The 26743-nt window shown below is 39.8% G+C and carries 22 protein-coding genes; 3 read left to right on the top strand and 19 right to left on the bottom strand.

Annotated elements, in window-relative coordinates; all coding sequences use genetic code 11:
- Positions 1-28: 28 nt before the first annotated feature.
- From AC25Y6_RS04650 to AC25Y6_RS04640, 3 genes are all read right to left on the bottom strand, one after another.
- Positions 29-1819 (bottom strand): sulfatase family protein, encoded by a 1791-nt coding sequence (locus AC25Y6_RS04650; RefSeq protein WP_488142188.1) that lies wholly within the window; start codon positions 1817-1819, stop codon positions 29-31.
- A 286-nt stretch (positions 1820-2105) separates the two neighbouring features.
- Positions 2106-2984, bottom strand: coding sequence for a patatin-like phospholipase family protein (locus AC25Y6_RS04645; protein WP_482105238.1), 879 nt, complete (start codon positions 2982-2984; stop codon positions 2106-2108).
- A gap of 232 nt (positions 2985-3216) precedes the next feature.
- Complete coding sequence (locus AC25Y6_RS04640; RefSeq protein ID WP_488142187.1) at positions 3217-4944, bottom strand: AAA family ATPase; 1728 nt, start codon at positions 4942-4944, stop codon at positions 3217-3219.
- 424 nt (positions 4945-5368) lie between these two features.
- On the opposite strand from AC25Y6_RS04640, the gene AC25Y6_RS04635 reads away from it, so the two are divergent.
- Positions 5369-6301 carry an LCP family glycopolymer transferase gene (locus tag AC25Y6_RS04635; protein ID WP_488142186.1) on the top strand — a complete coding sequence of 311 codons (933 nt, stop codon included), beginning with the start codon at positions 5369-5371 and terminating at the stop codon, positions 6299-6301.
- A gap of 52 nt (positions 6302-6353) precedes the next feature.
- On the opposite strand, the gene AC25Y6_RS04630 is transcribed toward AC25Y6_RS04635, so the two are convergent.
- The 8 genes from AC25Y6_RS04630 to nadB all read right to left on the bottom strand — a co-directional run bounded on the left by AC25Y6_RS04630 (position 6354) and on the right by nadB (position 16243).
- The gene (locus tag AC25Y6_RS04630) at positions 6354-7601 is read right to left on the bottom strand and encodes a glutamate-5-semialdehyde dehydrogenase (RefSeq protein WP_488142185.1); all 1248 of its coding nucleotides are present in this window, start codon (positions 7599-7601) and stop codon (positions 6354-6356) included.
- Between the two features lie 18 nt (positions 7602-7619).
- Positions 7620-8720: a glutamate 5-kinase gene (gene proB / locus AC25Y6_RS04625; RefSeq protein ID WP_488142184.1), complete on the bottom strand. Its 1101-nt coding sequence runs from the start codon at positions 8718-8720 to the stop codon at positions 7620-7622.
- 542 nt (positions 8721-9262) lie between these two features.
- Positions 9263-10375, bottom strand: coding sequence for an o-succinylbenzoate synthase (gene menC / locus AC25Y6_RS04620; RefSeq protein WP_488142183.1), 1113 nt, complete (start codon positions 10373-10375; stop codon positions 9263-9265).
- The gene (locus AC25Y6_RS04615) at positions 10372-11208 is read right to left on the bottom strand and encodes a GNAT family N-acetyltransferase (protein WP_488142182.1); all 837 of its coding nucleotides are present in this window, start codon (positions 11206-11208) and stop codon (positions 10372-10374) included. The genes menC and AC25Y6_RS04615 overlap by 4 nt, the downstream gene beginning before the upstream one ends.
- Complete coding sequence (locus AC25Y6_RS04610) at positions 11205-12347, bottom strand: M20 peptidase aminoacylase family protein (protein WP_488142181.1); 1143 nt, start codon at positions 12345-12347, stop codon at positions 11205-11207. Before AC25Y6_RS04610 ends, AC25Y6_RS04615 begins: the two co-directional genes overlap by 4 nt.
- A 370-nt stretch (positions 12348-12717) precedes the next feature.
- Entirely contained in the window at positions 12718-13827 is a 1110-nt protein-coding gene (gene nadA, locus AC25Y6_RS04605) for a quinolinate synthase NadA (RefSeq protein WP_488142180.1), read from the bottom strand.
- A gap of 12 nt (positions 13828-13839) precedes the next feature.
- Positions 13840-14682 (bottom strand): carboxylating nicotinate-nucleotide diphosphorylase, encoded by an 843-nt coding sequence (gene nadC, locus AC25Y6_RS04600; protein WP_488142179.1) that lies wholly within the window; start codon positions 14680-14682, stop codon positions 13840-13842.
- A complete protein-coding gene (gene nadB / locus AC25Y6_RS04595) occupies positions 14651-16243 on the bottom strand; it encodes an L-aspartate oxidase (protein WP_488142178.1) in 1593 nt (530 codons plus the stop codon). The genes nadC and nadB overlap by 32 nt, the downstream gene beginning before the upstream one ends.
- Positions 16244-16342: 99 nt before the next feature.
- On the opposite strand from nadB, the gene AC25Y6_RS04590 reads away from it, so the two are divergent.
- On the top strand, positions 16343-17482 hold the full coding sequence (locus AC25Y6_RS04590) for an IscS subfamily cysteine desulfurase (protein WP_488142177.1): 1140 nt from the start codon (positions 16343-16345) through the stop codon (positions 17480-17482).
- 46 nt (positions 17483-17528) lie between these two features.
- Entirely contained in the window at positions 17529-18068 is a 540-nt protein-coding gene (locus AC25Y6_RS04585; RefSeq protein ID WP_482100737.1) for a 3H domain-containing protein, read from the top strand.
- A gap of 217 nt (positions 18069-18285) precedes the next feature.
- On the opposite strand, the gene AC25Y6_RS04580 is transcribed toward AC25Y6_RS04585, so the two are convergent.
- The 8 genes from AC25Y6_RS04580 to recO form a co-directional block, all read right to left on the bottom strand.
- On the bottom strand, positions 18286-19191 hold the full coding sequence (locus AC25Y6_RS04580; RefSeq protein ID WP_488142176.1) for a hypothetical protein: 906 nt from the start codon (positions 19189-19191) through the stop codon (positions 18286-18288).
- Positions 19192-19624: 433 nt separating this feature from the next.
- Entirely contained in the window at positions 19625-21091 is a 1467-nt protein-coding gene (locus tag AC25Y6_RS04575; RefSeq protein ID WP_488142175.1) for a nicotinate phosphoribosyltransferase, read from the bottom strand.
- A gap of 104 nt (positions 21092-21195) precedes the next feature.
- Positions 21196-22104 (bottom strand): cysteine hydrolase family protein, encoded by a 909-nt coding sequence (locus AC25Y6_RS04570; protein ID WP_488142174.1) that lies wholly within the window; start codon positions 22102-22104, stop codon positions 21196-21198.
- 165 nt (positions 22105-22269) lie between these two features.
- Entirely contained in the window at positions 22270-23079 is an 810-nt protein-coding gene (locus AC25Y6_RS04565; RefSeq protein WP_482100740.1) for an NUDIX domain-containing protein, read from the bottom strand.
- Between the two features lie 312 nt (positions 23080-23391).
- Entirely contained in the window at positions 23392-24252 is an 861-nt protein-coding gene (locus AC25Y6_RS04560; RefSeq protein ID WP_488142173.1) for a YitT family protein, read from the bottom strand.
- A 152-nt stretch (positions 24253-24404) separates the two neighbouring features.
- Positions 24405-25094, bottom strand: coding sequence for an LrgB family protein (locus AC25Y6_RS04555; RefSeq protein ID WP_482105254.1), 690 nt, complete (start codon positions 25092-25094; stop codon positions 24405-24407).
- Positions 25085-25468: a CidA/LrgA family protein gene (locus AC25Y6_RS04550; protein ID WP_482100743.1), complete on the bottom strand. Its 384-nt coding sequence runs from the start codon at positions 25466-25468 to the stop codon at positions 25085-25087. Before AC25Y6_RS04550 ends, AC25Y6_RS04555 begins: the two co-directional genes overlap by 10 nt.
- A gap of 456 nt (positions 25469-25924) precedes the next feature.
- Complete coding sequence (gene recO / locus AC25Y6_RS04545) at positions 25925-26719, bottom strand: DNA repair protein RecO (protein ID WP_482100744.1); 795 nt, start codon at positions 26717-26719, stop codon at positions 25925-25927.
- Positions 26720-26743 lie beyond the last annotated feature (24 nt).

Here is a 26743-nt window from a genome sequence, read left to right as displayed (position 1 = left end):
GTTAACGCGCGTTTTAGTTAATGACTAGTTATTCCACATCAAGACTACACCCCGGCATCCCCGGAACTTCTCCACTCGTTGGTGTCAGTCTCTTTTGACGGCATTGTTCCTCAAGGATCCTCGCTAACACGCTTTGAGTAATGGCAGATTCTATTGTTGCAAATACCGGATCCGCTAGGTTTGTTTTTTCTAACGGATCCTTTGTGAGGTTGTAGAGTTCATATTGCTCCGGGACTGGCTCTGTTTTTGTCACTGGGACGCGGTAGCCATCTTGTTCGGTTATGACTGTATCGCTATTGCCTGGAACCGTCCAAAACTTGGGATTGTCAAAATAACGTGCGAATTTCCATATTTCTTCAGTATTATCTTTCCCTGTTTCAAGCCTGGTGATCACCGCCTCGATGTCACTTGGCTCAACTACTGTTTTATATGGTTTGCCTGTGATGGCATTCGTTTGTTGTAAACCTTTGAAGACATTGTCATCTGTCATAAAGTAGAGCGGTTCATTTGCACCAAAAAACTTTTTATGCCCATAAAGTAAAGGCGTCAAATTCCGACCAACTAATGGAAGTGCTTCCGTGTGATTTTTTGAAAGCTTTTCTCGAATTAAGTCAACGTTTATTCCCGTTAGTCCCAGCAATGTTGGAAGTACGTCGACGTGACTTGTAAGCATATCTGTACATTTAGCTCTCTTGAATAGAGCTGGACTATGAATGATCAATGGAACATGAATCGATTCTTCGTACATGTTATACCATTTTTGATAGAGGCCGCCGTGTGCGCCCAGTAGTTCTCCATGATCAGATGTAAATACAACAATTGTGTTGTCATAGAAACTCGAGTTTTGAAGGGCCAATAAGATTTTTAGCATTTCATCATCGACCTTTTTTTGTAAGCTGTAATACAATTGGCGGTAAAAATTGTTGTCAATTATCGGCTGCAATGCTTTAGGATACGTAACACGATAGCTTTCATGGACTGATGGTTTAGTTAACAACGACTCCCCTACTGTCGGAGCTGGTGGGATGTACGGAAGTGTTGGGTCGACTTCAAAGTTAAAGTTCGGGGAAATAGCGGATAGCACACCATATAACGCGATATCATGGGGATTTATGAAGGAGCACTTTATAAACCAAGGTGTCTCGTCTTTCGTGCATGTTGAAATTTCATTTAGCGATTTGATCAGCTCTACTGCTTCTGCTGCATACACTTCGTCCCGACCACTTGTGCCTATTCCCGCAGAGGAACCGGAATTTCGCGGGTTTGACCCATGAGGTTCCGGACCAACCCAATCAGAGTATCCAAAAGAGTCAAGACGGTTCGCTTTTTCATATAATTCTTCTTTTTCTTTAGTAGGAACTCCATTCATTGGATTATAGCTGGGTAAAGCATTATGCGTACCGGGGATTAAGATATCTTCGTCTGACGCATGCCATTTCCCCTTACAAAAGGTATCATATCCTGCAGCTCGAAAGTAATCCCCCGTCGTTGGAACAGTGTTTGGATCAAGCCAAAATACATCCGGGTCAAACGACTCCTTAGCAGCTCCAGGAGTTTGAGTAACTCCATGAAGAGAAGGATATTGCCCTGTATATAATGTTGCGCGACTTGGAGAGCAAGCGGTGCTACCAGCATAATGATTGAAAAACTCCATACCATTCTTCCGCAAAAATTCTTGCGCAACTAGATTTTCTTTTCGCCATTCCTTCAATTCTTTTGTTTCATAGACAGATGGGAAGCGTTCCTGATCAACCATTAAGAAGAGAATATTTGGTTGCTGCTTCTTCTTATGGGGGTATTTTTTTCTACTGTAATCCATATTCATCCTCCTAGTTATATATTATATGTTGAAGGATGACACATCAAATGAGTTATTAGCTAAATCCTAGCTTGCCTCACTTTTCACTTGTCATTCTATATTCCTGTAGCGGGAATTCTAGTGTTAATAGTAATCAGTCACATCATATATACCAATTAGAGGTGTGTGAATGTGATGACATAGACATTTGGTAAGTAAGTCATATTTTTAGAATTGGGTATTCTTAGAACTATAGTATAAAAAATGCCAGTTTCCCGTATTCAGGGAGCTAGCATTTCCTTGTTCTTTACCAGGTTTTTAAAAATTTAACTGTATGGATACGTCCCGCTTCTATAAGGGCTACTCTTGTTTCTTCATCCAAATCAAACTGTGTTGCACTATAGTCATCAACTGGAATGAAAATAATATTTTTTTCATGTTTGCGCGAAATATACTTTTCGTCGTGTGCATTTTTCATCGTTGAAAAGAGTGCCTCGAACAAATCCAATGCATTGTCGATTTTATGCCCTGGCATTTCTTCCTGGTTGCGGCTTAACTTGAGACCTAGGACTGGTCGTTCTTTTTTTCCGTCCATGTCTTCAAATATCCACATCGGAAAATTGCTTAACACTCCCCCGTCAACAACGATTGTATCACCTGACCCAACTTTCAATCTTACAGGCTCGAAGAAGAAAGGAATTCCACAGCTCATTCGTAAAGCACGTGCAATTGGAAAGGTTGCTTCTGATAGTCCATACCATTTTAAATCGTCAGGAAGAACAATCATCTTACCATTCGTTAAATCTGAGGCAACCAGTTTCAATGATCCGGGTGGCAAATCTGCAAATGTATACACACCTTTTTCCGCTAACTTTTCTAAGAACCAATTCTCCAAAGCTTTGCCCTGATATAAGCCAAGCCGCCAATACAGCTGAAACCATTTCATTAGCTGTAAGGGAATAATTGTTTTTCGCGGATCAAGAAGTACCTGGAAATCTTGTTCATCCAACATAATTTCAATTTCCTTCGCAGAATACCCCGCAGCTATGAAACAGGCAAGTATTGCACCCGCACTCGTTCCTGCTACACGCTGAAATTTGTATCCCTTTTCTTCTAGTACTTGATACGCCCCTACTAATGCAAATCCTTTTAAACCTCCCCCTGAAAAAACCCCATCTATTAACATAGATTATCTCCCCCATTTTCATGCCTTGTTACACTGTAGAGGGAACGGAGATAATTTAGAACGAACTACTCGCTGCATGCATCAGATTATGGAGATTATTTTTGGATATGATCGGTCGGGTAACATACAACATAGTCTGTCCCTATTACAGATGAAGTTAAATTGAAGCAACATGCAATCTATCGATTCCAAGAACCTAAAAAAGAAGAGACGAATGTCTCTTCTTTTTTGATTAGCACATTTCCAGTTTAGCAACACTGCTACTGACAATTTGTTGAATTTCTAAACCGTCAAGTGTTTCTTTCTGCATTAATGCTTCAACTAATTCATTAAATTCTGGTGCATGTCCGGCAATGAGGCTTTCCGTCTTGCGAAGCGCATCCTCAAATAGAAGTTGCATTTTTGCTTCTTTTTCAACTTTATTAAAGGTTAACCTAAAACCGTCTTGAAGTAATCCTGTATCTACCATTTGCTCAATAATTTCTTTCGCTTGTTGGACATCTCCGCCCACACCGATACTGTGCTCACCTAGATAAACCCGTTCGGCAACTCCACCCGCTAGGATCATGCTGACTTGGTCTAGTAGTTCACTATACGTGGACAAGTGAAGCTCCTTCTGAATCGGCGCGACATATCCAAGAGCTTGTCCTCGCGGAATAATTGTCGCCTTTCGTACAGAACCAGGTTTTGTTAGTTCTGCTATTAACGCATGCCCAGACTCATGAATGGCTACTCTTCTTTTTGTTACCGGATCATTCATAGATCGGGAGGCACTGCCTAAAATGGTGCGATCAATCGCAAAATCAAGGTCTGTTTTATCAATTTGTTCTCGCCCATCACGGATTGCTCTTCTACTGGCAGTTTTGAAAAGCGAACTTAGCTCTGCACCAGAAAATCCTGACGTACTTTCCGCTAGAATGTCCAATGAAGCAAAGACTTCATCTGTTAAGAGCTTACCTCTCGTATGAATATCAATAATTTCTCTTCTACCCGTCATATCAGGCAAAGGTACTTGGAAAGAATAATCAATACGACCTGGACGAAGAAATGCTTCATCCAACATGTCTTTTCTATTCGTTGCCGCTATAAACAGCACACCATCATTATTATTTCCACCATCTAACTGCACAAGTAATTCCGTTAATGTTTTTTCGGATTCTTCGCCGCCATGCGTTTTCCGTTTACCGGCAAGCGCATCGACTTCATCTATAAAAATGACTGCTGGCTTTTGCTTTCTTGCATTCTCAAATAGTGAGCGTATGCGTGATGCACCAACTCCAACAAATAATTCCGTAAAAGCCGAACCACTGGATGAATAAAATGTCGCACCAATTTCTTTTGCAATTGCTTGTGCAAGCAAAGTTTTTCCGGTTCCAGGAGGTCCATATAACAGAATTCCTTTAGGTGGTTCAATACCTACTTGTGAAGATCGTTTTGGATCTTTCACAATGGATAATGTCTGTAAAATCTCTTCCTTCATTTCTTCTGAAAGTCCACCAATATCTTGCATTGTAATATCGGGTAGTGGAGTAGCTTTAGCCGCGCTATTTTTCATGGAAGACGCACCGACACCAATCTTCCCTTTTTTATGAAGAATGAATATAGTAATTAAAAATGATATGAACAAAGCCCACAAAATCAAACTGCCAAAGGAATTTGGAGTGGAATATTTATATGAAATAGGATATTTTTCTACAAGTTGTTCGACTAATTGACTTTGAGGACGAACTTGGACGATGTATTGCTTGTCATCCGTCTTTACATACAAAGTACCATCAGACGATTCTTTAAGGGAGACTGAATTGTCTTTTTCGGCTTGGATAATATTTTCAAGTTCTGAAAATGTGATTTCAATTCCTTTATCTGCATCAAAGACATACCACCCCACACTTGCTGCTGTTCCCACGACTAAGAGGACAAGGACGACAATCTTTGTTGCAAATTTCGAAATAAGTTTCAAGCCCTACAACTCCTTCTCTAATATAAGTCTATTATAAGCCCTAACTTGCTCATACAAAAGGTTCAATAATGAATATTTTTGTACAAAGGGTGAACAAGGACCAAGTCGGATAGATAATTCAGTCAATTCAAAAAAGGCCTAATCCTAAACTTAACCGGAGTAGATGTGGACATAGCCGCCCAGGATGAAATTCAGCTGATTTCTTATCCTATTATCCTCTTTGCGAGTTATAAGCTATCACATACCCTTTATAGACTGAGTAGTTTTTTTGATGCGAATTATATTCTCTAACATCCACAAGTATGTAATACATGCCCCAAATGTATCGATTGATCGAAAAGAGACATACTACTGTGAAGTTTTATTATCCATTGATTATGTAACTTGATACTAGAGAAACATGTCTGTTATTGGAGGTAAATAGTTGACTCGTTCAAATATCAAGAAGATAAAGAAACGAAAAAAATGGCCATGGATAACCGGTATAGTTGTTCTTATTATTGGCGGATTTGCGTTAAGTGTCTTTTTAGACTTGACATCAACACTTAAAGATATGCATAAACCAATTGACCGAGAGGTATCTGAAAAACGTGAAGAAGTTGTTGTTTTAGATGAACAGGATCCATTTTCGGTTCTCGTTTTAGGTGTAGATGAACGAGAAGGCGATAAAGGACGTTCAGATACGATAATTGTGCTCGCAGTGAATCCCAAATTGAAGACAACTAAAATAATTAGTATACCACGTGATACGTATACGGAAATTGTCGGTCATGGAACTTCAGATAAGCTTAATCATGCCTATGCGTTTGGCGGTATTCAGATGTCGATGGACTCGGTTGAAAATTTGTTGGATATTCCGATTGACTATGCAACAGAAGTTAATATGGAAGGTTTCCAAACCATTGTGGATGCCGTTGGTGGAGTTCAAGTGTCTAACCCATTTGACTTCACACAAGACTCATTTCATTATGCAGCTGGTGAAATCACGTTAAGCGGTGAAGAGGCTTTATCATATGTACGGATGCGAAAAGATGACCCTAATGGTGATTTCGGGCGTCAAGATCGTCAGAAACAAGTCATTGAAGGTATATTACGTGAAGGGACCTCTATGACAAGTCTGTTGAATTACCGAACTGTATTCAACTCATTGGGTAAAAATATTAAGACGAATATGACATTCGATGAAATGGTTGACGTCCAGAAGAATTATCGAGATGCCGCAGTCAAAGTAGAACAGCTGCATTTTGAAAAAGGCGGAGGTCAACGATTGAATGGTGGAATTTGGTATTACATGATGGATGACATAGAATTGCAAGAAGTGTCAAGCATCCTAAAACAACATTTGGAATTGAAATAAGCCACGGAGATCACTCCGTGGCTTTTCCTAATTCCCTAAAATAAGGGTTCAATTAGGCCCTTACTTGCCCGTTTCCGTAAATGACGAATTTTGTTGTCGTCAGCGCCTTTAATCCCATCGGTCCTCTAGCGTGCAATTTCTGTGTACTAATACCGATTTCTGCGCCATACCCGAATTCAAAACCATCCGTAAATCGGGTAGATGCATTATGATAAACCGCAGCAGCATCCACATAATTCAAGAATTTTGTAGCGTTTTGTTCGTCATTAGTAATAATCGCTTCGGAATGCTTTGTTCCATATTGAGTGATATGAGATATGGCTTCTTCAAGCCCCCTTACCAACTTTACATTGATCATTAAATCCAAGTATTCTGTTGACCAATTTTGTTCAGATGCCAGCTGAACATTTTCACAATCTCTGACAACTGTTTCATCTCCATGTATTTCCACATTACTAATCTGAAGTTTATTAATTAACTCTTTTCCATATCTTTCAAACCATTTTTCATGCACTAAAATCGTTTCAATTGCATTACAAACAGATGGACGTTGAACTTTTGCATTTATCACAATTTCTTCGGCCATTAGTTGGTCCGCTGTTTCATCAATATATATATGACAATTTCCTGCTCCTGTTTGAATGACAGGGACCGTCGCCTCTCGAATAACTGTCTCTATTAACTTCTTGCCACCCCTTGGAATAAGCACATCCAAGTATTCGTTTAGCTTGAAAAGTTCTTTTGCAGTTTCCCTGCTTGTATCTTCAATCAGCTGAATAGATTCTTTCGGGACTTTGCTGTGTTCAAGTGCTGTGTGTATTGATTTTATAAGTACTTTATTCGAATGTTTAGCGGAAGAACTTCCACGAAGAATGACAGCATTACCAGTTTTAAGTGACAGAGTCGCAGCGTCAATCGTAACATTTGGCCTAGCTTCATAAATCATACCAATAACACCGATTGGCACTCTTTTCACTTTAATATGCAATCCGTTATCCTTCTCTATGGTCTCTACCGTTTCTCCGATTGGATCTTTTAAGTCAATTAGCAAACGAATAGCATTGGACATGCCTTGAATCCTATCGTTGGTGAGTAGTATACGATCCAAAACCCCTTCACTTAGCCCATTTTCTTTCCCTTCATTCAAATCCTTCTTATTCTCAACCAAAATCATTTCTTGATCCACCAGTAGTTGTTCGGCAATCAATCCCAGTGCGTGGTTTCTTTCTTCAGTTGTAATGTTCACTAGTGAATAGCTTGTTTCTTTCGCAATCTGACCTTTTCTTCTTACTTCTCCCATGTTACACACTCCTCATTTCTAAACTTTAACCCAACGATTACGATGAATCACTTCCACCGATACAGGGAATGATTCAATCGCGCTATCCTTTTGTCTACTTTCAATTCTGTTTAACAACTCATCGGAAGAATAACTTACTTCTCCTTTCCCCAACATGCCATTCAAACCAAAGACTTCCACTACATCCCCTTTTCCAAAAGTTCCATTCACTTTAAAAATACCTGCCGGCAATAAACTTTTCCCATTATTCAATAGAGCTTCTTCAGCACCTTGATCTATATAGAGCTTACCTGTCGATTCAGAATGTAGGATTATCCATTGCTTCCTTGTATTGATTTTTGTGTAACCTGCATTGGAGACATAAGTTCCATCCCCATCACCCTGCAAAATCTCCAGTAATTTGTCCGAACCTTCACCTGTTCCAATAAAGACAGAAACACCTAGTGAAGTAGCTGTTTTAGCAGCCATTAGTTTAGACTTCATACCCCCTGTACCGACTTTCGACCCTGTGTCTTCAGCAATTTCCAGGTGAGCATCCGAAATTTCATTCACAAAATCCAAGCGCTTAGCTGACGAATTTGTACGAGGATTCGAGTCATAAAGACCATTTATGTCCGTTAATATAATCAACTGATCCGCATGGAGAAGACCACTGACCAAAGCAGATAGCATATCATTATCGCCAAACGTCAATTCTTCTACAGAGACAGTATCGTTTTCATTGATAATCGGTAAAATTCCTCGCTCTATTAACTCTGTCAAGGTCGCAAGCGCATTTTTGTAGCTTTCACGATTAGAAAAATCAGTTCGTGTCAATAAAATTTGAGCTGGAATAATGTTATGTACACTGAATTTTTCTATATAAGATTGCATTAATAAGCCTTGCCCCACTGCTGCGGCGGCCTGTTTTCCTTTAGTGGTTAAAGGTCTTGATGGATAACCTAACCCAGCGAACCCAGCCGCTATCGCACCCGAAGAAACGACAAGTACTTCATGTCCTGCTTGATGAAGTTGAGCTAGTGCCTTGATATGATCGATAAATTTCAATTGATCAATTTCGCCTTTGTGATTTGTTAACGAACTGCTGCCTATTTTTACGACTATCCGTTGTTTTTTCATCAAATCTCTCACCTTTCTCCCTTTTCGAATAACAAAAAAGCCCTTTTGTCCTGTTATTAAGGACGAAAGGGCTTAGTTTCCGCGGTACCACCATAATTGGATGTTTGTGAACACATCCCGCTTATCCTCATAACGCCGAAGTTTGCGCCTATGTTTTGGCATAGGACTACGAAGGCAGGTTCAGCGGTTTGTTGTGGAGGGATCTTCCAGCTGATAAATCCCACTCTCTATCACAACATGTATCCGCATACTAATCCTTCATCACCGTTCAGTTATTGTTGATTTTAAACAATCATACACTATAAAACTAAATTGTCAAGCATTTATCAGATTTCAGAATCTATTTATCCGGCTGTTACTTTATTACTTGTCCATGTAAAGATAGCAACTCTTCCCCGCAGATTTTTAGCTGTTAAGGATCTATTTATATTAAAATAAAGACTTCCATGGAATTCGGAATTCGGAGTATGGATTATAGATCGCTTGGCGCTTTGGGGATGCCTCTCGCCATGAGCCTGGATTAATGTGTTGAGCATATATAGTTATTCAGCTTTATAATGCATTTCTTCAACTGTGAACTTATCCATCGCTTCCAGATTTGGTTCGTACCCGATGCCATAAGCTTTCGGGACCGTAATATAGCCATCTATTGCAACCACTTCAGGCGTAATAACGTCCTCTTCCCAGTAACGGGATGAACCAGCTGTATCCCCCGGTAGAATGAAGTTTGGAAGTGTCGTAAGCGCTATATTATGCGCACGTCCAATTCCTGATTCCAGCATTCCACCGCACCAAACAGGAATATTTTTCTCCATGCAATAATCATGAATTTTCTTAGCTTCTGTCAATCCGCCAACGCGCCCTATTTTGATGTTGATGATCTGCGTACTACCTAGTTCGATAGCTTTCCGTGTATCTTCAAGCGAATGAATACTTTCATCCAAACAGACAGGCGTTTTCAATTGTTTTTGTAATTTAGCATGGTCAATAATATCATCGGAAGCAAGGGGTTGTTCAATCATCATCAAGTTGAATTCGTCCAGCTGTTTTAGAAGTTCAATATCGTCCAATGTGTAAGCCGAGTTTGCATCTGCCATTAATGGCACGTCAGGGAAACTCTTGCGCAACTCACGAATCACATTAATATCATAGCCAGGTTTGATTTTGACTTTAATCCGCTTGTACCCTTCTTCTATAAAACCGCCGACCGTTTCAACCAAGTCAGCAACGTTGTCGTGAATACCGATACTGATACCTACTTCAATTTTGTCGAGCTCTCCGCCTAGTGCATGTGCTAATGTTATTTTGTTTCGTTTCGCATAAAGATCCCAAACTGCACCTTCCAAAGTAGATTTTGCCATGTTATTTTTACGGATTGCTGCGAACAATTCACTCACTTCGTCCGGATGTTCCATTTTCTTGCCAAGCACAATTGGAATAAGGAAATCCCGAATCATATGCAGATTTGTTTCAAGTGTTTCTTCGCTGTACCAAGGCGAGTGGAATGCGACCGACTCTCCCCACCCTGTATTTCCAAGTTCATCTTTCACTTCAAGCAATAAAAAGTTTTTATCTTGAAACGTTCCAAAACTTGTTGTGAACGGATGTTTCATTCTCATTGTCATTTTGCGTATATTAATTTCTTTAATAATCATTTATATTCTCCTCCAGTTGTCGTAGGTAGTGGGATTGTTTCTCTTTTTACGACTTGGTAATAGTGAACGCCTTCTGTGGATTTGTTGACACCGATTAATGCATATCCAGAAGCGAATAACTGTTGAAAAATCATTCTGATTTTCATTCGCCAATCAAGTGCCAGTTCAGGTTCATTTTTTTTGATTAACTGATAATGCTCTGGAACAGGGATTTCGATACCTTCACTGTTTGCTGGGATATCTTTTTCATCAAATAACAGAATCGGGTTTCCTTTTGCTGACTGCCCGACTGTAAACGGTCGATCGTATCTTGAAATTTGTGGGTTCCACTTTCTTGCGACACGCTCGCTCGAAATCCACCACTCAATTTTAAAACGGTCGGTTGGTATACCTTTATTGAGTCCATCATCCATTTCTCCATACCAATTTTCCAAATAAGTACTGCAAATACCATATAGCTTTGTTGTATTCAGGTAGGCGTTACGACTCTCAAGCGGGTCAAATGTCCACGTGATTAAGTCGTATCCCATCTCAGCAGCTAATTTTAGTTGTTCATCTTTTAACTGCTTTCCGATACCCATCAGCTGATAGTCTGGATGAATTCCGAGCATATGTGAACAGAGATACGTTTTTCCATTTGCAAATCCCGGGAAGCTGTATGAAAATCCTACGATTTCATTCCCCGAAAAAGCCCCAATGACTAACCCACCGTTTTTTGCGGCAGTAAATGTTTGGTGAACAGGAATTGCATATGCACCCCAAACTAATTGTTCTAGAGGTTGCACAAGCTTTATATCTTCAATTGTAGTCAGTTCCCGGATAACAACGGTCATTTTTGGTTCCTTCTTTCTAATTCTTCAAACGAATGAATAACTGTTCGAACGAGAATTTCTATTCCAGTGAGTATACTATCATGATTAAAGGTCATTTCTGGATGATGGAGACCTGGTGATAAGTCACAGCCAAGACCTAGCATTGTTGATTTAACGTTTGGACGTTTTAACGTGTAGTAGTGGAAATCTTCTCCCCCCGGTGTAACAATGGGTGCCGCGAGATAGTCTTCGCCGACTGTTTCCGTAATTGCTTTAGCCATCATATCGACCGCATTTTCATCCACTTCTGCAGCCGCTATTTCAGCGATAACTTCGAAATTGATAGTAACACCGGAAAGCTCTGCAACCGAGTGAATCGCTTTCTTTACTTGTTGCATCAGTTTGTCCATGACTGGGTTCGTCTGGGCTCGTAAATCCAAACTGAACACTGCATTTCCTGGAATGATATTCGCCGACTCTCCGCCTGCCTGGAACATTGTCATTTTAGCCGAATGTGGAACCATGGGATCGATATGGATAGCATGTATTGCTTGCACGAGTAACGCCATCACTTCAATGGCATTTTGCCCAAGATGCGGTCTAGCTCCATGTGCATCCGTTCCGATGATAGACCCTTTGATCATTTTTGCAGAACCATGAATAATAGCCGGCGCCGAGTAGCCATGACCGATTTCTTGAATAGGGCGAAGATGGACACCGTATAAATAATCGACATCATCTACAACGCCTTTTTCCACATATGCTAAAGCCCCTGTCCCCTTTTCCTCAGCCGGTTGAAAAATCCCTTTTAGTCGACCTGTTTTCGGATATCCTAGTTTTTTCAAAACTAGCATCGCACCAACTGCTATCGACATATGCGCGTCGTGTCCGCATGAATGATTCGCCTGATAAATGCCATTCACTTCTTGCCATAAAGCATCAATATCCGTGCGAAGCCCTACACAATACTCCCCTGACCCTTCAGTGACGACGAGTCCCGTTGAATCCTCGAACGTCTCCACCTGAAAGCCCTCTTTTTCAAGCAGTTGCTGTAAATACTTTGTCGTCTCTACTTCCTTCCAACTGACTTCAGGATGTGTATGTAAATGTTGGAACACGTCTACAATGATTGGTTCTACTTCAAGTAATGCGTTTTTCACTTTCAATCCGCTCCCTCTATAAATAAAAAATCACTTGTTAGCGTCTGATAGTTCTTCTGCCTTATTTCAAAACTATCCTACTCTTTTACGGATAATCCCGCAACAATTGCATTCATGAATGAAAACACAGCTGCTGTTGCATCGAGTGTCGATTTGTTTGGTGAATAAATCGGGAAAAACAATTGACTGATTGGTTATTTACTATTTTCACATACATGCTTACGGAGTTCAATGTGTTTTCCGACTCTTTCGATAGTATGATTTGGTTTTTCCCGCTATTCTGAGGTCTCACCCATGAATCGTCTCATTTCTGCCAGCAATCAAAAAAAATAGAGACACCCAAATACATAAGGTGTCTCTTCGTTATTCATTATGCTCTTTCCAACATCCGGTCCAGTGCATTAATAGCATACAGGGACGTTTCTGCATCGACTTCAATCACATTGATCTCTTCTCCATTGATAATGCTCTCCAAACTCCACAGCAGATGGGGGAGATCGATACGATTCATTGTTAAACATGGACACATTTGTGGATTGAGCGAAATGATGTGCTTATCTGGATGATTGCGGATTAGTCGATTGACTAGATTCATTTCTGTCCCAATCGCCCATTTACTTCCCGGGGACGCGTTTTCGATTGCGTCGATAATATACTTTGTTGAACCATTATCATCTGCAAGAGCGACAATTTCACGTGAACATTCCGGATGGACAATAATTTTTATAGCAGGATCATTTGCACGGACATCCTCGATATTTTTGACTGTGAAGTTTTCATGGACGGAACAATGCCCTTTCCATAAAATCACTTTAACGTCTTTAAAATCTCCATCATACTCGAGTTTGTCATGAATGGGATCCCATACGGCCATCTGCTCAAGTGAAACCCCGATATCAAAGGCTGTATTCCTACCCAAATGCTGATCTGGTAAAAACAAAATACGCTCCTTTTGTGTAAACGCCCATTTCACCATTTTATGTGCGTTGGATGACGTTACCGTTGCACCACCGTTTTTACCAACGAAAGCTTTAATAGCTGCTGTCGAGTTGACATATGTCAATGGTACAATTGATTCCCCAAACATCTTTTCTAGCACTGTCCACGCACGGTCTGTCTGAAATATATCGGCCATATCAGCCATTGAACAACCTGCTCGCATGTCGGGTAAGTATACTTTCTGATGTTCGCTTGTTAAAATATCGGCCGTTTCTGCCATGAAATGGACTCCACAAAATACGATATGCTCCGCTTTTTGATTGTCAGCGCAAAGCTGTGCAAGTTGAAGTGAATCACCGGATATATCAGCAAACTGAATGACTTCATCTTTTTGGTAATGATGGCCTGGGATAAGTAGTTTATCGCCTAGATGCTGTTTGATTTCTACAATACGCGTTTCCATTTGTTCACGTGTCATTTCTCGGTAAGATTCTGGTAATGTACCGCTCTTTTGTTTTTCAAAGTATTGTAATATAGACAAATCGATTCCCCCTTAATGTGTTTCTATTAGGACATTTGCGCTAATATCTAACGCTTTAACTGAGTGTGTTAAATAGCCTAATGAAATATAGTCCACTCCAGATTCTGCATAAGTACGGATTGTTTCATTCGTAATCATGCCAGATGCTTCTGTAATGATTGATCCTGGAACTGATTTCTTCCATTCTTTTATCATTTCAGGAGAACAATTATCAAACATAATAATATCAACTTTTGCTTCCACGGCTTCTTGCAATTGCTCGAATGACTCAATTTCAACTTCGATTTTCACGGTATGGCCGATTGCCGCCCTTACTGTTTTAACTGCTTTTGAGATGGACCCAGCGAATGCTAGATGATTATCTTTCAACATAACAGCATCATAAAGCCCATTACGGTGATTGAATCCACCACCGACACGGATTGCGTACTTATCAAGCATGCGTAAACCAGGTACAGTTTTACGTGTATCGACTACCTTTGTACCTGTCCCGCTAATTTTTTGCACTACCCTGTTTGTCTCAGTAGCAATAGCGCTCATCCGCTGAATCAAGTTCAAAATAACTCTCTCACTTTTTAACAAACTACCAATTCTTCCCGAAGCAGTCGCAATAACAGTCCCCCGCTCAATCGGATCTCCATCTTCCACATGACAAACGACTGAAAGAGTCTCATCTACAACCTGTAATCCATATGCAATGACATCATTGCCACAAAAGATGCCATCCATTTTTGCGATAAATGACAATTCACCCCTCAATGATTTTGGGAATAGATAATCACTGGAGAGATCGCCGTCACCGATGTCTTCTATGTAAAACTGTTCAAGCATGGATTTCAACTTGATGATGTTCATGTTGTCGCTCCCTCATTTCAATTCCATTTTTCGATTGGACAATATGGAGCTTAGCCCATCGTTCATCCTCTTGCGGATAATCTTCTCGGTTATGTGCGCCTCTGCTCTCTTCCCGTTGCAAAGCGCCAGTTGTAATCAACTTCGCAACTTGCAGCATAAATAGACGCTGGATTTGTTCAGTGCTCCATTCATCAACTTGTAGTTTCGCTAAATTCGGCTGATCAAAGCTATCCAGCCAATTAGTTAACTGCTGAAGTTCCACTTTTGTTCTAACAATGCCTGCTTTAGCCATCATTTCCTCACGCAGTTCATCTTTTTCTGGCAAGGGTATATAAATTGAAGATTGCATGGCAGTCGCCTCCATGTAGATCGGTTGTTGCCAGTTCTTATCTGGCATTTCATTCAAATGCTTGGCCAATTTAACTCCATAATGAAGCGCTTCTAACAAAGAGTTGCTAGCGAGACGATTCGCACCGTGAACACCAGTACAAGCTGTTTCTCCTATGGCATACAATCCTTCAATTGACGTTTTTCCGACCGAATCCACGACAATTCCCCCCATGAGGAAATGACAACCTGGTGCGACAGGCAGTTTCCCTCTAGCCAAAGAAATCCCGTTTTCCTGACACATTCCTGTGATTGTAGGGAATTTCTCTTTAAATCGGGAAATCATTCGAATGTCCAGATAGACATCTTGACCTGCAACTTGCCGCTGATATATTTCCTTCGCTACTAAATGCCGCGGTGCAAGATCTTCCTGAGGATGCTTTCCTTTCATTATCAAAGTCCCGTTTGCATTTATGAGTTTCGCCCCTTCCCCACGAACCGCTTCCGATATCAATCCTTCTGTTTTTCCGTTGATATACAGCAGTGTCGGATGAAATTGAATGAATTCCATATCCTTTACTTCTGCCCCCGCACGATAGGCAACTGCAAGTCCATCACCAGTGACAGATGAATCATTCGAAGTATATGAATATAATCCACCTATTCCGCCTGTTGCCAGTACGATGTGATCAGCGTAATACGTTTCATTATGTCCAAACTGGTCTTTCGCTTTAACACCAATACATGACTTTGTTAGAGGATGAACAATTAATTCATAAACGAAACGGTTTTCCACTATTTCAACATTGCTTCCGAGTGAGCTGATTAAATAGTCCGCTACATGTTTACCAGTCGCATCTCCTCCGCAATGAACAATCCGATTTATGCTATGTGCGCCTTCTAATCCAAGTTCCAATTGTCCAGACGAATCTGTATCGAACTGAAGTCCTTTTCTCATCAAAGCCTGAATAAGTGAAGGTCCATTTTTGACAAGTTCTTGTACTTCATCACTGTTTTGGAATTGACAGCCGGCTGCGATTGTATCTTGATAATGCGAAGCTGATGTATCTTCACTACTTAGTGCTGCGGCAATGCCGCCTTGAGCACGATAAGAATTGCTCGAGTGTTTCATAGATTTAGTGATGATTAGTACTCGCGCGTCGCCAGTCAATTCATTTGCCAACTGTAATGCGGATATTCCGCTTCCGACAATAATGCAACTGTATGAGTTCACCTTTATCCTCCTTAAACCACTAGTGTCTTGACACCTATCTTTACACATTATGCAAACTATGACAAGATGAATTTATTAGTTAACTTGGAGGAATCTATTATGCATTATTTCGATTACGCGGCTACTACACCGTTACACCCAGATGCAGCATACGTTTACTTGAAACTTTCCCAGGAGTGTTATGGAAATACAAGTAGCTTGCATGAGGTTGGTGGTGAAGCGCAAAACATGCTGGCACTATGCCGCAAAGAATTCGCTGAATTGCTAGGGGTGAATGCAGCCGGAATCTACTTCACTTCAGGTGGTACGGAAAGTAATGTCCTTTCAATCATCTCTCTTGCTAAGGCAAATCGGCATCAAGGTAGTCATATCATTACATCAGCAGGCGAGCATCCATCTGTAGATTCCGCACTGGAATATTTGAAAGCGGACGGATTCACGGTAACAGTTGTTCCTTTTGATGAAAACGGTCGTGTCGATCTTGATTTATTCGAAAAAGCGCTTCAAAATGATACGATATTGGTCAGCATCCAGCATATCAACCCTGAACTAGGCACAATTCAACCTCTTGAACAGATTGCCCAATTAATTTCCGGACGCACTGCCCTGCTCCATAGTGACTGCGTTCAGTCATTTGGTAAGATGGATATTACACCAATCACGAAAATTGTTGACAGCTTAACTGTTTCTAGTCATAAAGTATATGGTCCAAAAGGTGTCGGTGCAGTTTACATCAATCCGCGGCACCGAATTATTCCTGTCTTCCCAGGGTTTGTTCACGAATCGGGATTCAGGGGCGGAACCGTTAATGTACCTGGAATAGCTGCATTTGTTACTTCCGCCAAACTTTGCTCAAAAAATGCCTATGAAGTTGAAAAACACGCCCATTTCCGAGCTCTTTTGCTGGATGAAATAAAAAAATATCCAGAGCTATTTACAATCTACGAATCAAAAGATATGACTTTTCAACTCCCTCAAATTATTGGATTGGGTGTAAAAGATTTAGAAGGACAACTTATGATGTTGGAGCTAAATCGGCTCGGTTTTGCGATATCAACTGGAAGCGCATGCCAAATAGGTCAACAGCAATCATCAAAAGCAATGATGGCCTTAAGAATTGATGCACAAACAGCAAAAGGATTTATCCGAATTTCATTTGGGGCCAGCACAACCGACGAAACAGTATCCTCTTTAACTAGCTCACTTCTCAGAGTTGTGGAACAATTCAAGCGAGAGTGATTCAGACTTACAATATGTTAAAATGGCATTGCGAGGAGGTTTTATGATGAAAGATAATGAAAAAGTATTAGGAGAAGAACGTCGGCAGCAAATCATTGATACATTGAGGTCAGCTGCTAAACCCATTACAGGGAGAACACTTGGAGAAATGACTAATGTCAGTAGACAAGTAATCGTCGGAGATATAACTTTGTTAAAAGCAAAAAATGAACCTATTGTTGCTACAAGTCGAGGATATATTTATATACAGGCTCAGGAAAACCTTGGGAGAATCGAAAAAACGATTGTCTGCAAGCATACTTCTGATCAAACGATGGAAGAACTTAATATTCTTGTCGATAATGGCATAACTGTGAAAGACGTCAAAATTGAGCATCCAGTCTATGGTGATTTGAGTGCTTCTATCATGGTTTCAAATCGGAATGAAGTGATAGAGTTCATCAATCGTATAAGAGAGTCTGAAGCCAATTACTTATCCAAGTTATCTGAAGATGGGATTCACTTACACACAATCGTTGCGGACAATGAAGACCAAATCAAAAATGCCGAAGAAGCATTACGAAAAGCGGATATCCTCGTCGATTGACGGAATGTAACCTCGAAGAAAATTTCATGTGACTAAAAACTTTATAAAACAATTTTTCCGAACCCACATCATCTTTCACCAGATGGTGTATTTTCGTTTTTCTATTCTAGAGAAATAAAAAAACGCATTTATACCCAGCAATCGCTCAGTAAATACGTTTTAAAATAACCCTATTTTCTTATTTCAGAAATCCTCTATCTTCATAACTTCCATCAAACTAAGATTGATATGGAGGGAGTTCCATCAATTTCAGCTTGCCATCGACTCTTTTAACTGTGTAAATAAATTTATCGGTGATCGTGTCAAACTCTCTCGTATGGAACAAGGTTTCGTCTTCCAACTTAAACGTAATCACGAATTTATATTCGTCCTTGTTTACTACGGTCTGTTCAAGAATTTCATTCATCGAAATCCTTGGCATTATCTTCAGATACTGGTCAAATAATTTCAGCTTGTCATTAGGGTCTGTTTCGGGAAATAAGTTTATGAGTCCTTGGTAACTACCGCCGTATAACTCGACCAGCTTTTCAGCTTCCTGATTAGCAATAGCCTGAATATATTGCTCCAACGTATCTTGCGGAATCTCAATGGCAGTTTCATTATCCCCCCCCTCCTGGGTGTTTGTTGACGGACTCAATGTTAATTTCTTTTTCCAACTTAACTCGTTGCCTTGAGCATCCTTGAATAGAAATACAACCCGACCTTCCTCACCCTTCATCGTATCCGGATAAATGAAGCCAGAGAATTGTCCGTCCCTGCTAATGTAAAATCCATCTTCCCCATTACCTCCGTGTTGAATGGCATCTTGAACTGAATTTACAATCTCGTTATTCTTGGAAACCCACTGCATTTCGGCTAGAGCGAACCCTTCAGGGACCTGACTCACTACGAAATCGAAACTATTTCCTTCTATCGGTTTGGGGGTCTGGTCTATAATAATTAAAACTTCTTTGTCGGAATCCGCTAAAGCGTCATTTGTGTCGGAATTATTGTCTTGATTGGTTTCTGATGGTTGCGCGTCAATGGTATCCGATGTTTCAGTTTGTGATTTTATAGTGCAACCGCTTGTCAAAAGCAGCACACACAGCGCTAAAATGAGATAAATATATTTTTTGTTATTCATGGGGTTCTCCTCCACTTTCAATTAGGGTAAAAGAACATGCGACGCCTTCACTTGTATTCACCACACCAAATTCGCTATCATGAAGCTCCAAAATATATCTGACAATTGCGAGTCCCAGACCTAATCCTCCTGATTTACGATCCCGGGAACGCTCAAAGCTTTGACTCTACTAACTTAGGCAAGAACTCAAGACTTAGATTTCATGAAACTCTTTCCTATATTATAACTTACTATTAAAGAGAATCCACAAAATGTATATTTTTTAATTGAAAGCTATTGATCACTATATTAGAATTTCTGTTAAATTGTATACGTAAGAACGAATATTCTCATGCATGTGGATAGGTATCCTTATGAAACCTATCAACATGCATAAGGGGCAAGGGATCGCCCTTGCCCTATCCATTACTAGTTCCCTTGTGTCTCAAACCTATTAGCTATTCAGCTCCTGTACTTTTTCTAGTTCCTCACGAATATTTCTCATTTTATTATCCCAACATTTCTGACTTAAATCTACGGGATACTGTTCTGGATTCAAGGTGCGCTTATATTCATCCCACAGGAGGTTTAAATTGTTTTTGGCGTACGCTTGAATTTCCTGTATAGATGGAGATGCATACACAAGCTCTCCCTCTACAAAAATGTCTTGGTGTAATTCGATCGCTTCAAAGTTTGTCACAAACTTTGAGATAAACGTATGAGTCGGGTGAAACATTTTTAATTTTTCTTCCACTTGCGGATTCTCATCCATCATAGCAATGTAATCACCCTCGGCACGATTATTCATCAAGTTCACAATACGATACACTTTCTTCAATCCTGGAGTCGTTACTTTCTCAGGATTTCCAGATATTTTTATTGTGTCAACCATATTACCATTTTTATCCTCAATCGCCACCAATTTATAAACAGCACCGAGAGCAGGTTGGTCAAATGCGGTAATCACTTTTGTTCCGACACCCCACATATCAATTTTCGCTCCTTGTGCCTTCAAGTTCATAATGGTTTTTTCATCTAAGTCGTTTGAAGCAACGATTTTTGTTTTACTGAATCCTGCTTTGTCTAACATTTTTCTAGCTTCCTTTGATAAGTAAGCCAAGTCGCCGCTATCTAATCGAATCGCATTAAAATTAATGCTGTCTCCCAGTTCTTGCGCAACTTGAATCGCTATCGGAACGCCAGACCGCAACGTATCAAAGGTATCCACTAAAAACGTACACTCTTTATGGCGACGAGCGTATTTATGAAATGCTTTGTATTCGTCTTTATACGCCTGAACCATTGAATGTGCGTGTGTTCCAGATACAGGGATGCCAAACATCTTACCGGCTCTTACATTACTCGTTGCAGAAAACCCAGCAATATAAGCCGCTCTTGTTCCCCACACCGCCGCATCTAATTCATGTGCACGTCTTGTTCCAAATTCCATTACGGTTTGTTCTCCTACCACCTGTTTGATACGTGCTGCTTTTGTCGCAATGAGTGTTTGGTAATTTACAATATTTAAGAGAGCTGTCTCTATCAACTGAGCCTCTGCCAAACTTGCTTCTACTTGTAGAATTGGCTCATTCGCGAAAACCAATTCCCCCTCTTTCATTGCTCGAATCGTTCCATTAAAGCGCACCGATTGCAAATAGGTCAGGAAGTCTTCTGCATAACCCAATTCTTCACGTAAATAAGCAATATCACTATCCGTGAAACGGTATCCTTTAATGAATTCAATGATTCGTTCCAATCCTGCAAAAATACCGTAACCCGTTTCAAAAGGCAACTTGCGAAAATAGAGTTCAAACACCGCCCGTTTGTTGTGCATGCCATCTTCCCAATACGTTTCCGTCATGTTAATTTGATACAGATCCGTGTGTAGTGCTAACCCATCATCTGAGTACTTTTTAGTCATTGAATTCTCCTCCTCTATAAGGTTCATTGATTACTTCTAAACCGCACCGTCTCTTTAACAGTGCCACTTCTTTTATTGTACAAACAGCCGTGTTTTGTTCGTTTTCACAATAAAAATTCGGTTGATTTTACAATATGAAAGCCATAATTCTTTTGAAGTTCTTTAAATGCATGCTCTGTTGATACTTCGAATCCAGGGATGGGACTCATGCAGTCATCTAACAAATAAATCTTTGATGGCAATTCATGCTTGTCTCCGTAGTACTCAACTATCTGCCGAACGGATTCCAATACACAGTGAGATTTTGCTTCCCCAGCGATAACAATTTTATCGTAAGCGAGTAGGGATTGAAGAAACGCATAATTTGTTCCGTCTGTTTTGGCATACTCCGGCTGAATGATTCCATACATTTCGCTTAATGGGTCTTGCCCTTTCACAATTTTTTGTATGCTGGACTGCCGTATCACAGAATGAAAGTGAACCATATTCGAAAACTGACCTTCTAAGGCGGCGCCATGGGTCCCTTCAATGCAATGATAAGACCATATCAACAATTGTTTTTTCCCTAAACGCTCTAAGTGAATAATGTACGCCAAGCTTTCTTGTTGTTTTTCTACAGCCATCCACTTTCCTTTTTCAACATCTTCTGTTGTGATGACTGTAAATGGAACAGGATGATTTCCCTCTGCATCTACCCACCAACTCGGATGGAATATTTGATGCATTTGATGTGTATCTAACGACAAGGCAATCGTCGTCACCTTATCTAGGTTTTGATAAAGGAACTTAGTTACACGTTCAACATCCTTATGGGAATTTGGGACACCTAGTTCTCCGTTTTCCATAAAGTCATTTTGAATATCAATCCCTATGAACAATACTCTTTCAACATCTTCTCTTGAAGGTGCCATTTTCTCCGCATTCGCAAGGACCATTAATTCATTTAATCCCTTCGTATTCTCACTTCCAACCCTTGAAACATCAACGATTTCCTCAAATTTAGTTTTCATCATTTTCAACACACTCCTTTAGTTTTAATCTAAATTAACAATTACACATTTGTTAATTGTTATACTGAAAAATAAAAAACTAGAGATTTTGGACACCTTACTGCCTGCAACAGTAGGCATCCATATTTTATTGATTCACAAGTTCAGGTACATACCCCATTCACAAATTTAGCGCCAAATCGAAGGGATAATGTCTACATCTACAAATCGGTATAATTTTGTTGGTCGTTTGGTAGTGCTCGTTGGTTCTGCTGTTTTAGGTACATGATTTTTATCTAACGCAGCTACGATAAAAGGCAGACTTGGTGCTTTTCTAAAGAACCCAGGCTTACTATTCACAACAGGGTCATTAATAATCGCAAGCAACACTTGGCGTAAATCTTCCAACTTGAATTCCTCTGTTAAAAAGTTTTTAACCACCGTTGTTTGAAACACATCTTTTCGTACGGCTTCCAAAGCATCTTTAATCACTTGGTAATGATCAAAAGCCAAATCTAACGTAAAGACTTCATCTATCGTAAATAATTGAACATCTTCAGCATCATCAGAAGCTTCCATATTTTCAACATTTTCTTCAGGAACAATTGCGTAATGTGCATTAGATATTATCCATCCGCGTTTATCTCTACCTAATTTGTCATACACACCATAGTGTTCGATGTGAATACCATCTACACCTGTTTCTTCTTTCAGTTCCCGCTTAGCCGCTTCGTATGCTGTTTCTTCTGGATGGATAAACCCTCCTGGTAAAGCCCATTTTCCGCCTTCGATGTTAGGTTCACCTTCAGCATCGAACTCTGCCCGTTTAATCAACATCAAAGCTAATGAGTGAATAGAAGTCGAATCACTTCCAACAGTCGATTCCTCATTGCGGAGTAATGTAAATATCGCAATATCACTTGTATACCCATCCGGCGTTCTGTACTGACTCGAATCATAATGTTGTAGTGCTTCTTCTTCTGTTTTAAATTTTGACATCCAATTTCATCTCCTTTGCTAATAAACCAACTGTCGATTAGACTTCATTTTTTCCTAAGCGACGCCCATAGCTGTTTAACAGATAACTATCTATTTATCAATGCTTAAAATCAAAAACTTTCCTCTCAATTAACAATTATCAAATCGTTAATTGAAGTATATATCAGGTAAATAAAAAAAGCAAGAAATCTTTCCTGTATTATATTTTGCTCTTAATGACTATCAGTTTCAAATATTAAAAAGGACAGCTAAGGTAATCTTAGCCATCCCTTTTGTATGAAAGTTATCTCTTCGATTGACGAAATACCCGCTTTACTTATTAATTACTTCGCCTTCTCGTCTAAAGAACCCAAAAACGCCAACAGTCTGTACAATGTTTGTAAATGCTTTTGGATCTACCTCTTTAATAATTGTTTCCAAATCATATAATTCATAACGCGTAATGACCAAATACATCATATTTTTATCTTCTTTTGTATATGCCCCTTTTACAGGAATAATCGTAATTCCGCGCACCATTTTTTGATGAATAGCATGCTGTAGCTCATCTGCTTTAACTGTAACAATCATTGCTGTTACTTTTTCATGACGTGTATGGATCATATCAATTACGGCTGTCGTAGTATACAACGCTAACATTGTATATAAGGCATTTTCAGGCTCATATAAAATACCAGCCATAACAATAATAACCCCGTTAAGAATTAAAAAATAAGTACCGATTGGCTTGTCTTGTAATCGTGATAAAAACATTGCAACAATATCCATACCGCCAGTAGATGCACCTAACTTTAAGGATAATCCGACACCTACGCCAGCAATTACCCCACCAATTACTGCATTTAAAATAATATCATCGGACACTGAGATTACAGGTAATAATTCCATAAAGATAGTAGCAAATATAACGGAAATAATGCTATAAATGGTAAATCCTTTTCCTACTTTGTACCATCCTAAAATAAAGACAGGAATATTAAATAATAACAGCAAGATTCCCGTACTAATGCTAAAATCGGTATAATCTTCAAACAAACTAGAAGCTAGCTGCGCAGCCCCAGCAAATCCACTCGCGTAAACATTTGCATTAATTAAAAAGAAGTTAAGTGATATTGCAACTAATAACGAACCAAAAATAACAACAATAATACGTTTTGCTTCCATAAAAAACATAGGTACCTCCGGTTTGTGAGTTTTTCTGTGAACTAGACCATTTATTCAACATTTCCTATTTACTAGATACTACAATACTGTGATTGATGGGAAATGGACTTTAAAAAAGAATTCCTTTCCCTAACATACACTCTTTTGATTCTTATTATCCTTCAATAAAACATCCAAGCCACAATCGGACCTATGACAGAACCGATAATTGCCGAAAGTGTCATAGCAAGGGAGCTGTAGGATGCTTCCTCCTCACCGTAGTCGATTGCTTTCGAAGTTCCCAGTGCGTGAGCAGCCGTCCCTAATGCAATTCCTCGGCCAATTGTTGTATCAATGTGCATCCATTTCAACAACGCCGGTCCAATTATGATTCCAGTGAAACCTGCAATCATTACAAAAGCGATGGTTAACGAAGGAACACCGCCAAGTGTTGAAGATATTTGAATAGCGATAGGTGTTGTAATCGATTTTGGTAATAATGACATGACGATTTCCTTTGAGAAACCAGCAAGTTTAACAAATATTACTCCACTTAACATGCCAACAACAGCACCGACCGAAATACCACCAAGGATCGCAAGCATGTATTTTTTTATCAATTCCCTTTGTTTATATAAAGGAATTGCCAATGCTACAATCGCGGGTCCCAAAAGCAAATCCACCCACTTTCCACCAAGCATATATGTTTCATAAGGAACTTTGAAAAGCACTAGTACCAATATGATTCCAATTGTTGTTGTCAGGATTGGGATTAGGAACACTCTGCGAAATTTAACAAATACGAAATTCATCACAAGATATATAGCGAGGGTTAGTACTAAAAACAGAATGGAAAGCATTATTATTCGCATGAAACCTGCTCCTTACTTTTTGCAGATTTACGAGCCAGGGATTGACTTGTAGTGCCGGAAACCCACATCGCCAATAGCGTGCTAACTATGGTAATTGGTATTAACAAAAAACCAATTCCTGCAAAAACATGCCAATAATTCATCACACCGACAGTTGCAGGGATAAAATATAGTGGCAAATAAGCTAAAAGAAAGTAAGCTCCCGATTCTATCCATTCAAGCTTATATATTTTTAATGAAAGAGCTGCCAGTAGCAATAAAAGACCGATTATACTTCCTGAAAGTGGTAAGTGCAGGAAGTCTCTTAACCAGTTACCGATTAGGACAAAACCATATAAAATTACGATTTGCGAAATTATTTTTATGTATTTCAAAAATACGCTGCCCCCTTTTATTACTTTCCTTCACATTAACTTGATGCTCTATTCGTATCAGTATAGAGATTTACTATGTAAATATCAAAGGTCGCAATGAATTTTCAACGTTTTACGATAGACTTCTGAAACTACTTTTACGCCAAGACCAATAATGGCAAGTCTATTATCCTAAATACATTGGGGCATTTTGCAGCTATATTCACCTATTTATCTGCTAGTACAAAGTAGTATGTCACGTTTCACGTTGAAAGTGGTGACCCTATAGAATTCGCACTAAAGGGTCCCGAATTCAGTATGCTTGCTGAGGGCAATTTTGAAATTTAAATTTCTCAATGCCAACGTTATTATGGAACAGTACGAGTGATTAGTGAGTAAATCTTTTTACCGATAATAAACCCCGAATTCAGGCTCTAGTTAAAAGAGTCCAGAATTCGGGGTTTCTATTTCAGAAAGTTATTCGCTTTCTTCTTTAGGTTTTTCTTTTCTGGGCAATAGTTCGGGTGTCGAATCTAGTTGATCGAGGAATGATCTCGACTTCAAACGAATTCCCACTTGCTCATCGTAAATTGTACGAACAAGTTTTTTCATGAATTCTTTCGTTGTCTTTTTCAATGTCAAATTACCAACTCGATTGATGGGGACTGTATAAAATGTCCGAATCAGTTTTAATTGACTTGGTGTAATTCGGGTTGCAAATTTGTCTACCTGGAAGCATCTATGGCAGATAAAACCGGTTTGCATAAAGGAAAATGCAAACTCTCCCTCTGTCGCTCCGCAGTTTGCACATTGATGAAGAACTGGATGAATGCCAGCTATCGGTAACATTTTCCACTCAACGAATAACGCAATCGCTTCGGGGTCATATTGTTCGTTAATTGCGTGAAGCGCATCATATAACAATCCATATATTCCCACGATACGTTCATTATCTTCAGTAAGCTTATCAATCAATTCGACAATATAACTGGCATAGGCCGTTGCTTCCAAGTCTTCTCGAATATGCCGCATTGAGTCGAGTGGTTCACCCTGTTCAAGCGTCCCCATTCCTCTGCCAGTTCGAATCAGAAATGAACCGTGTGTGAAGGGTTGTGTGACTGCTGCTAGCCTGCTAGCCGGTTTCTTCGCACCACGCGCCATTGCCGTCATTTTACCGCCTTCACGTGTGAACAGCGTAACAATTTTGTTGGACTCGCCATACGGAATGCCTCTTAAAATGATTCCTTCCCATTTGTTCAGCGAAGCAATCACCTCTTTGTCAACTTATGCAACTCA

This window comes from Sporosarcina sp. Y1004, from assembly GCF_057669665.1.
Note: the sequence above shows the minus strand (reverse complement) of the source record. Positions and strands in the feature narration are given on the sequence as shown.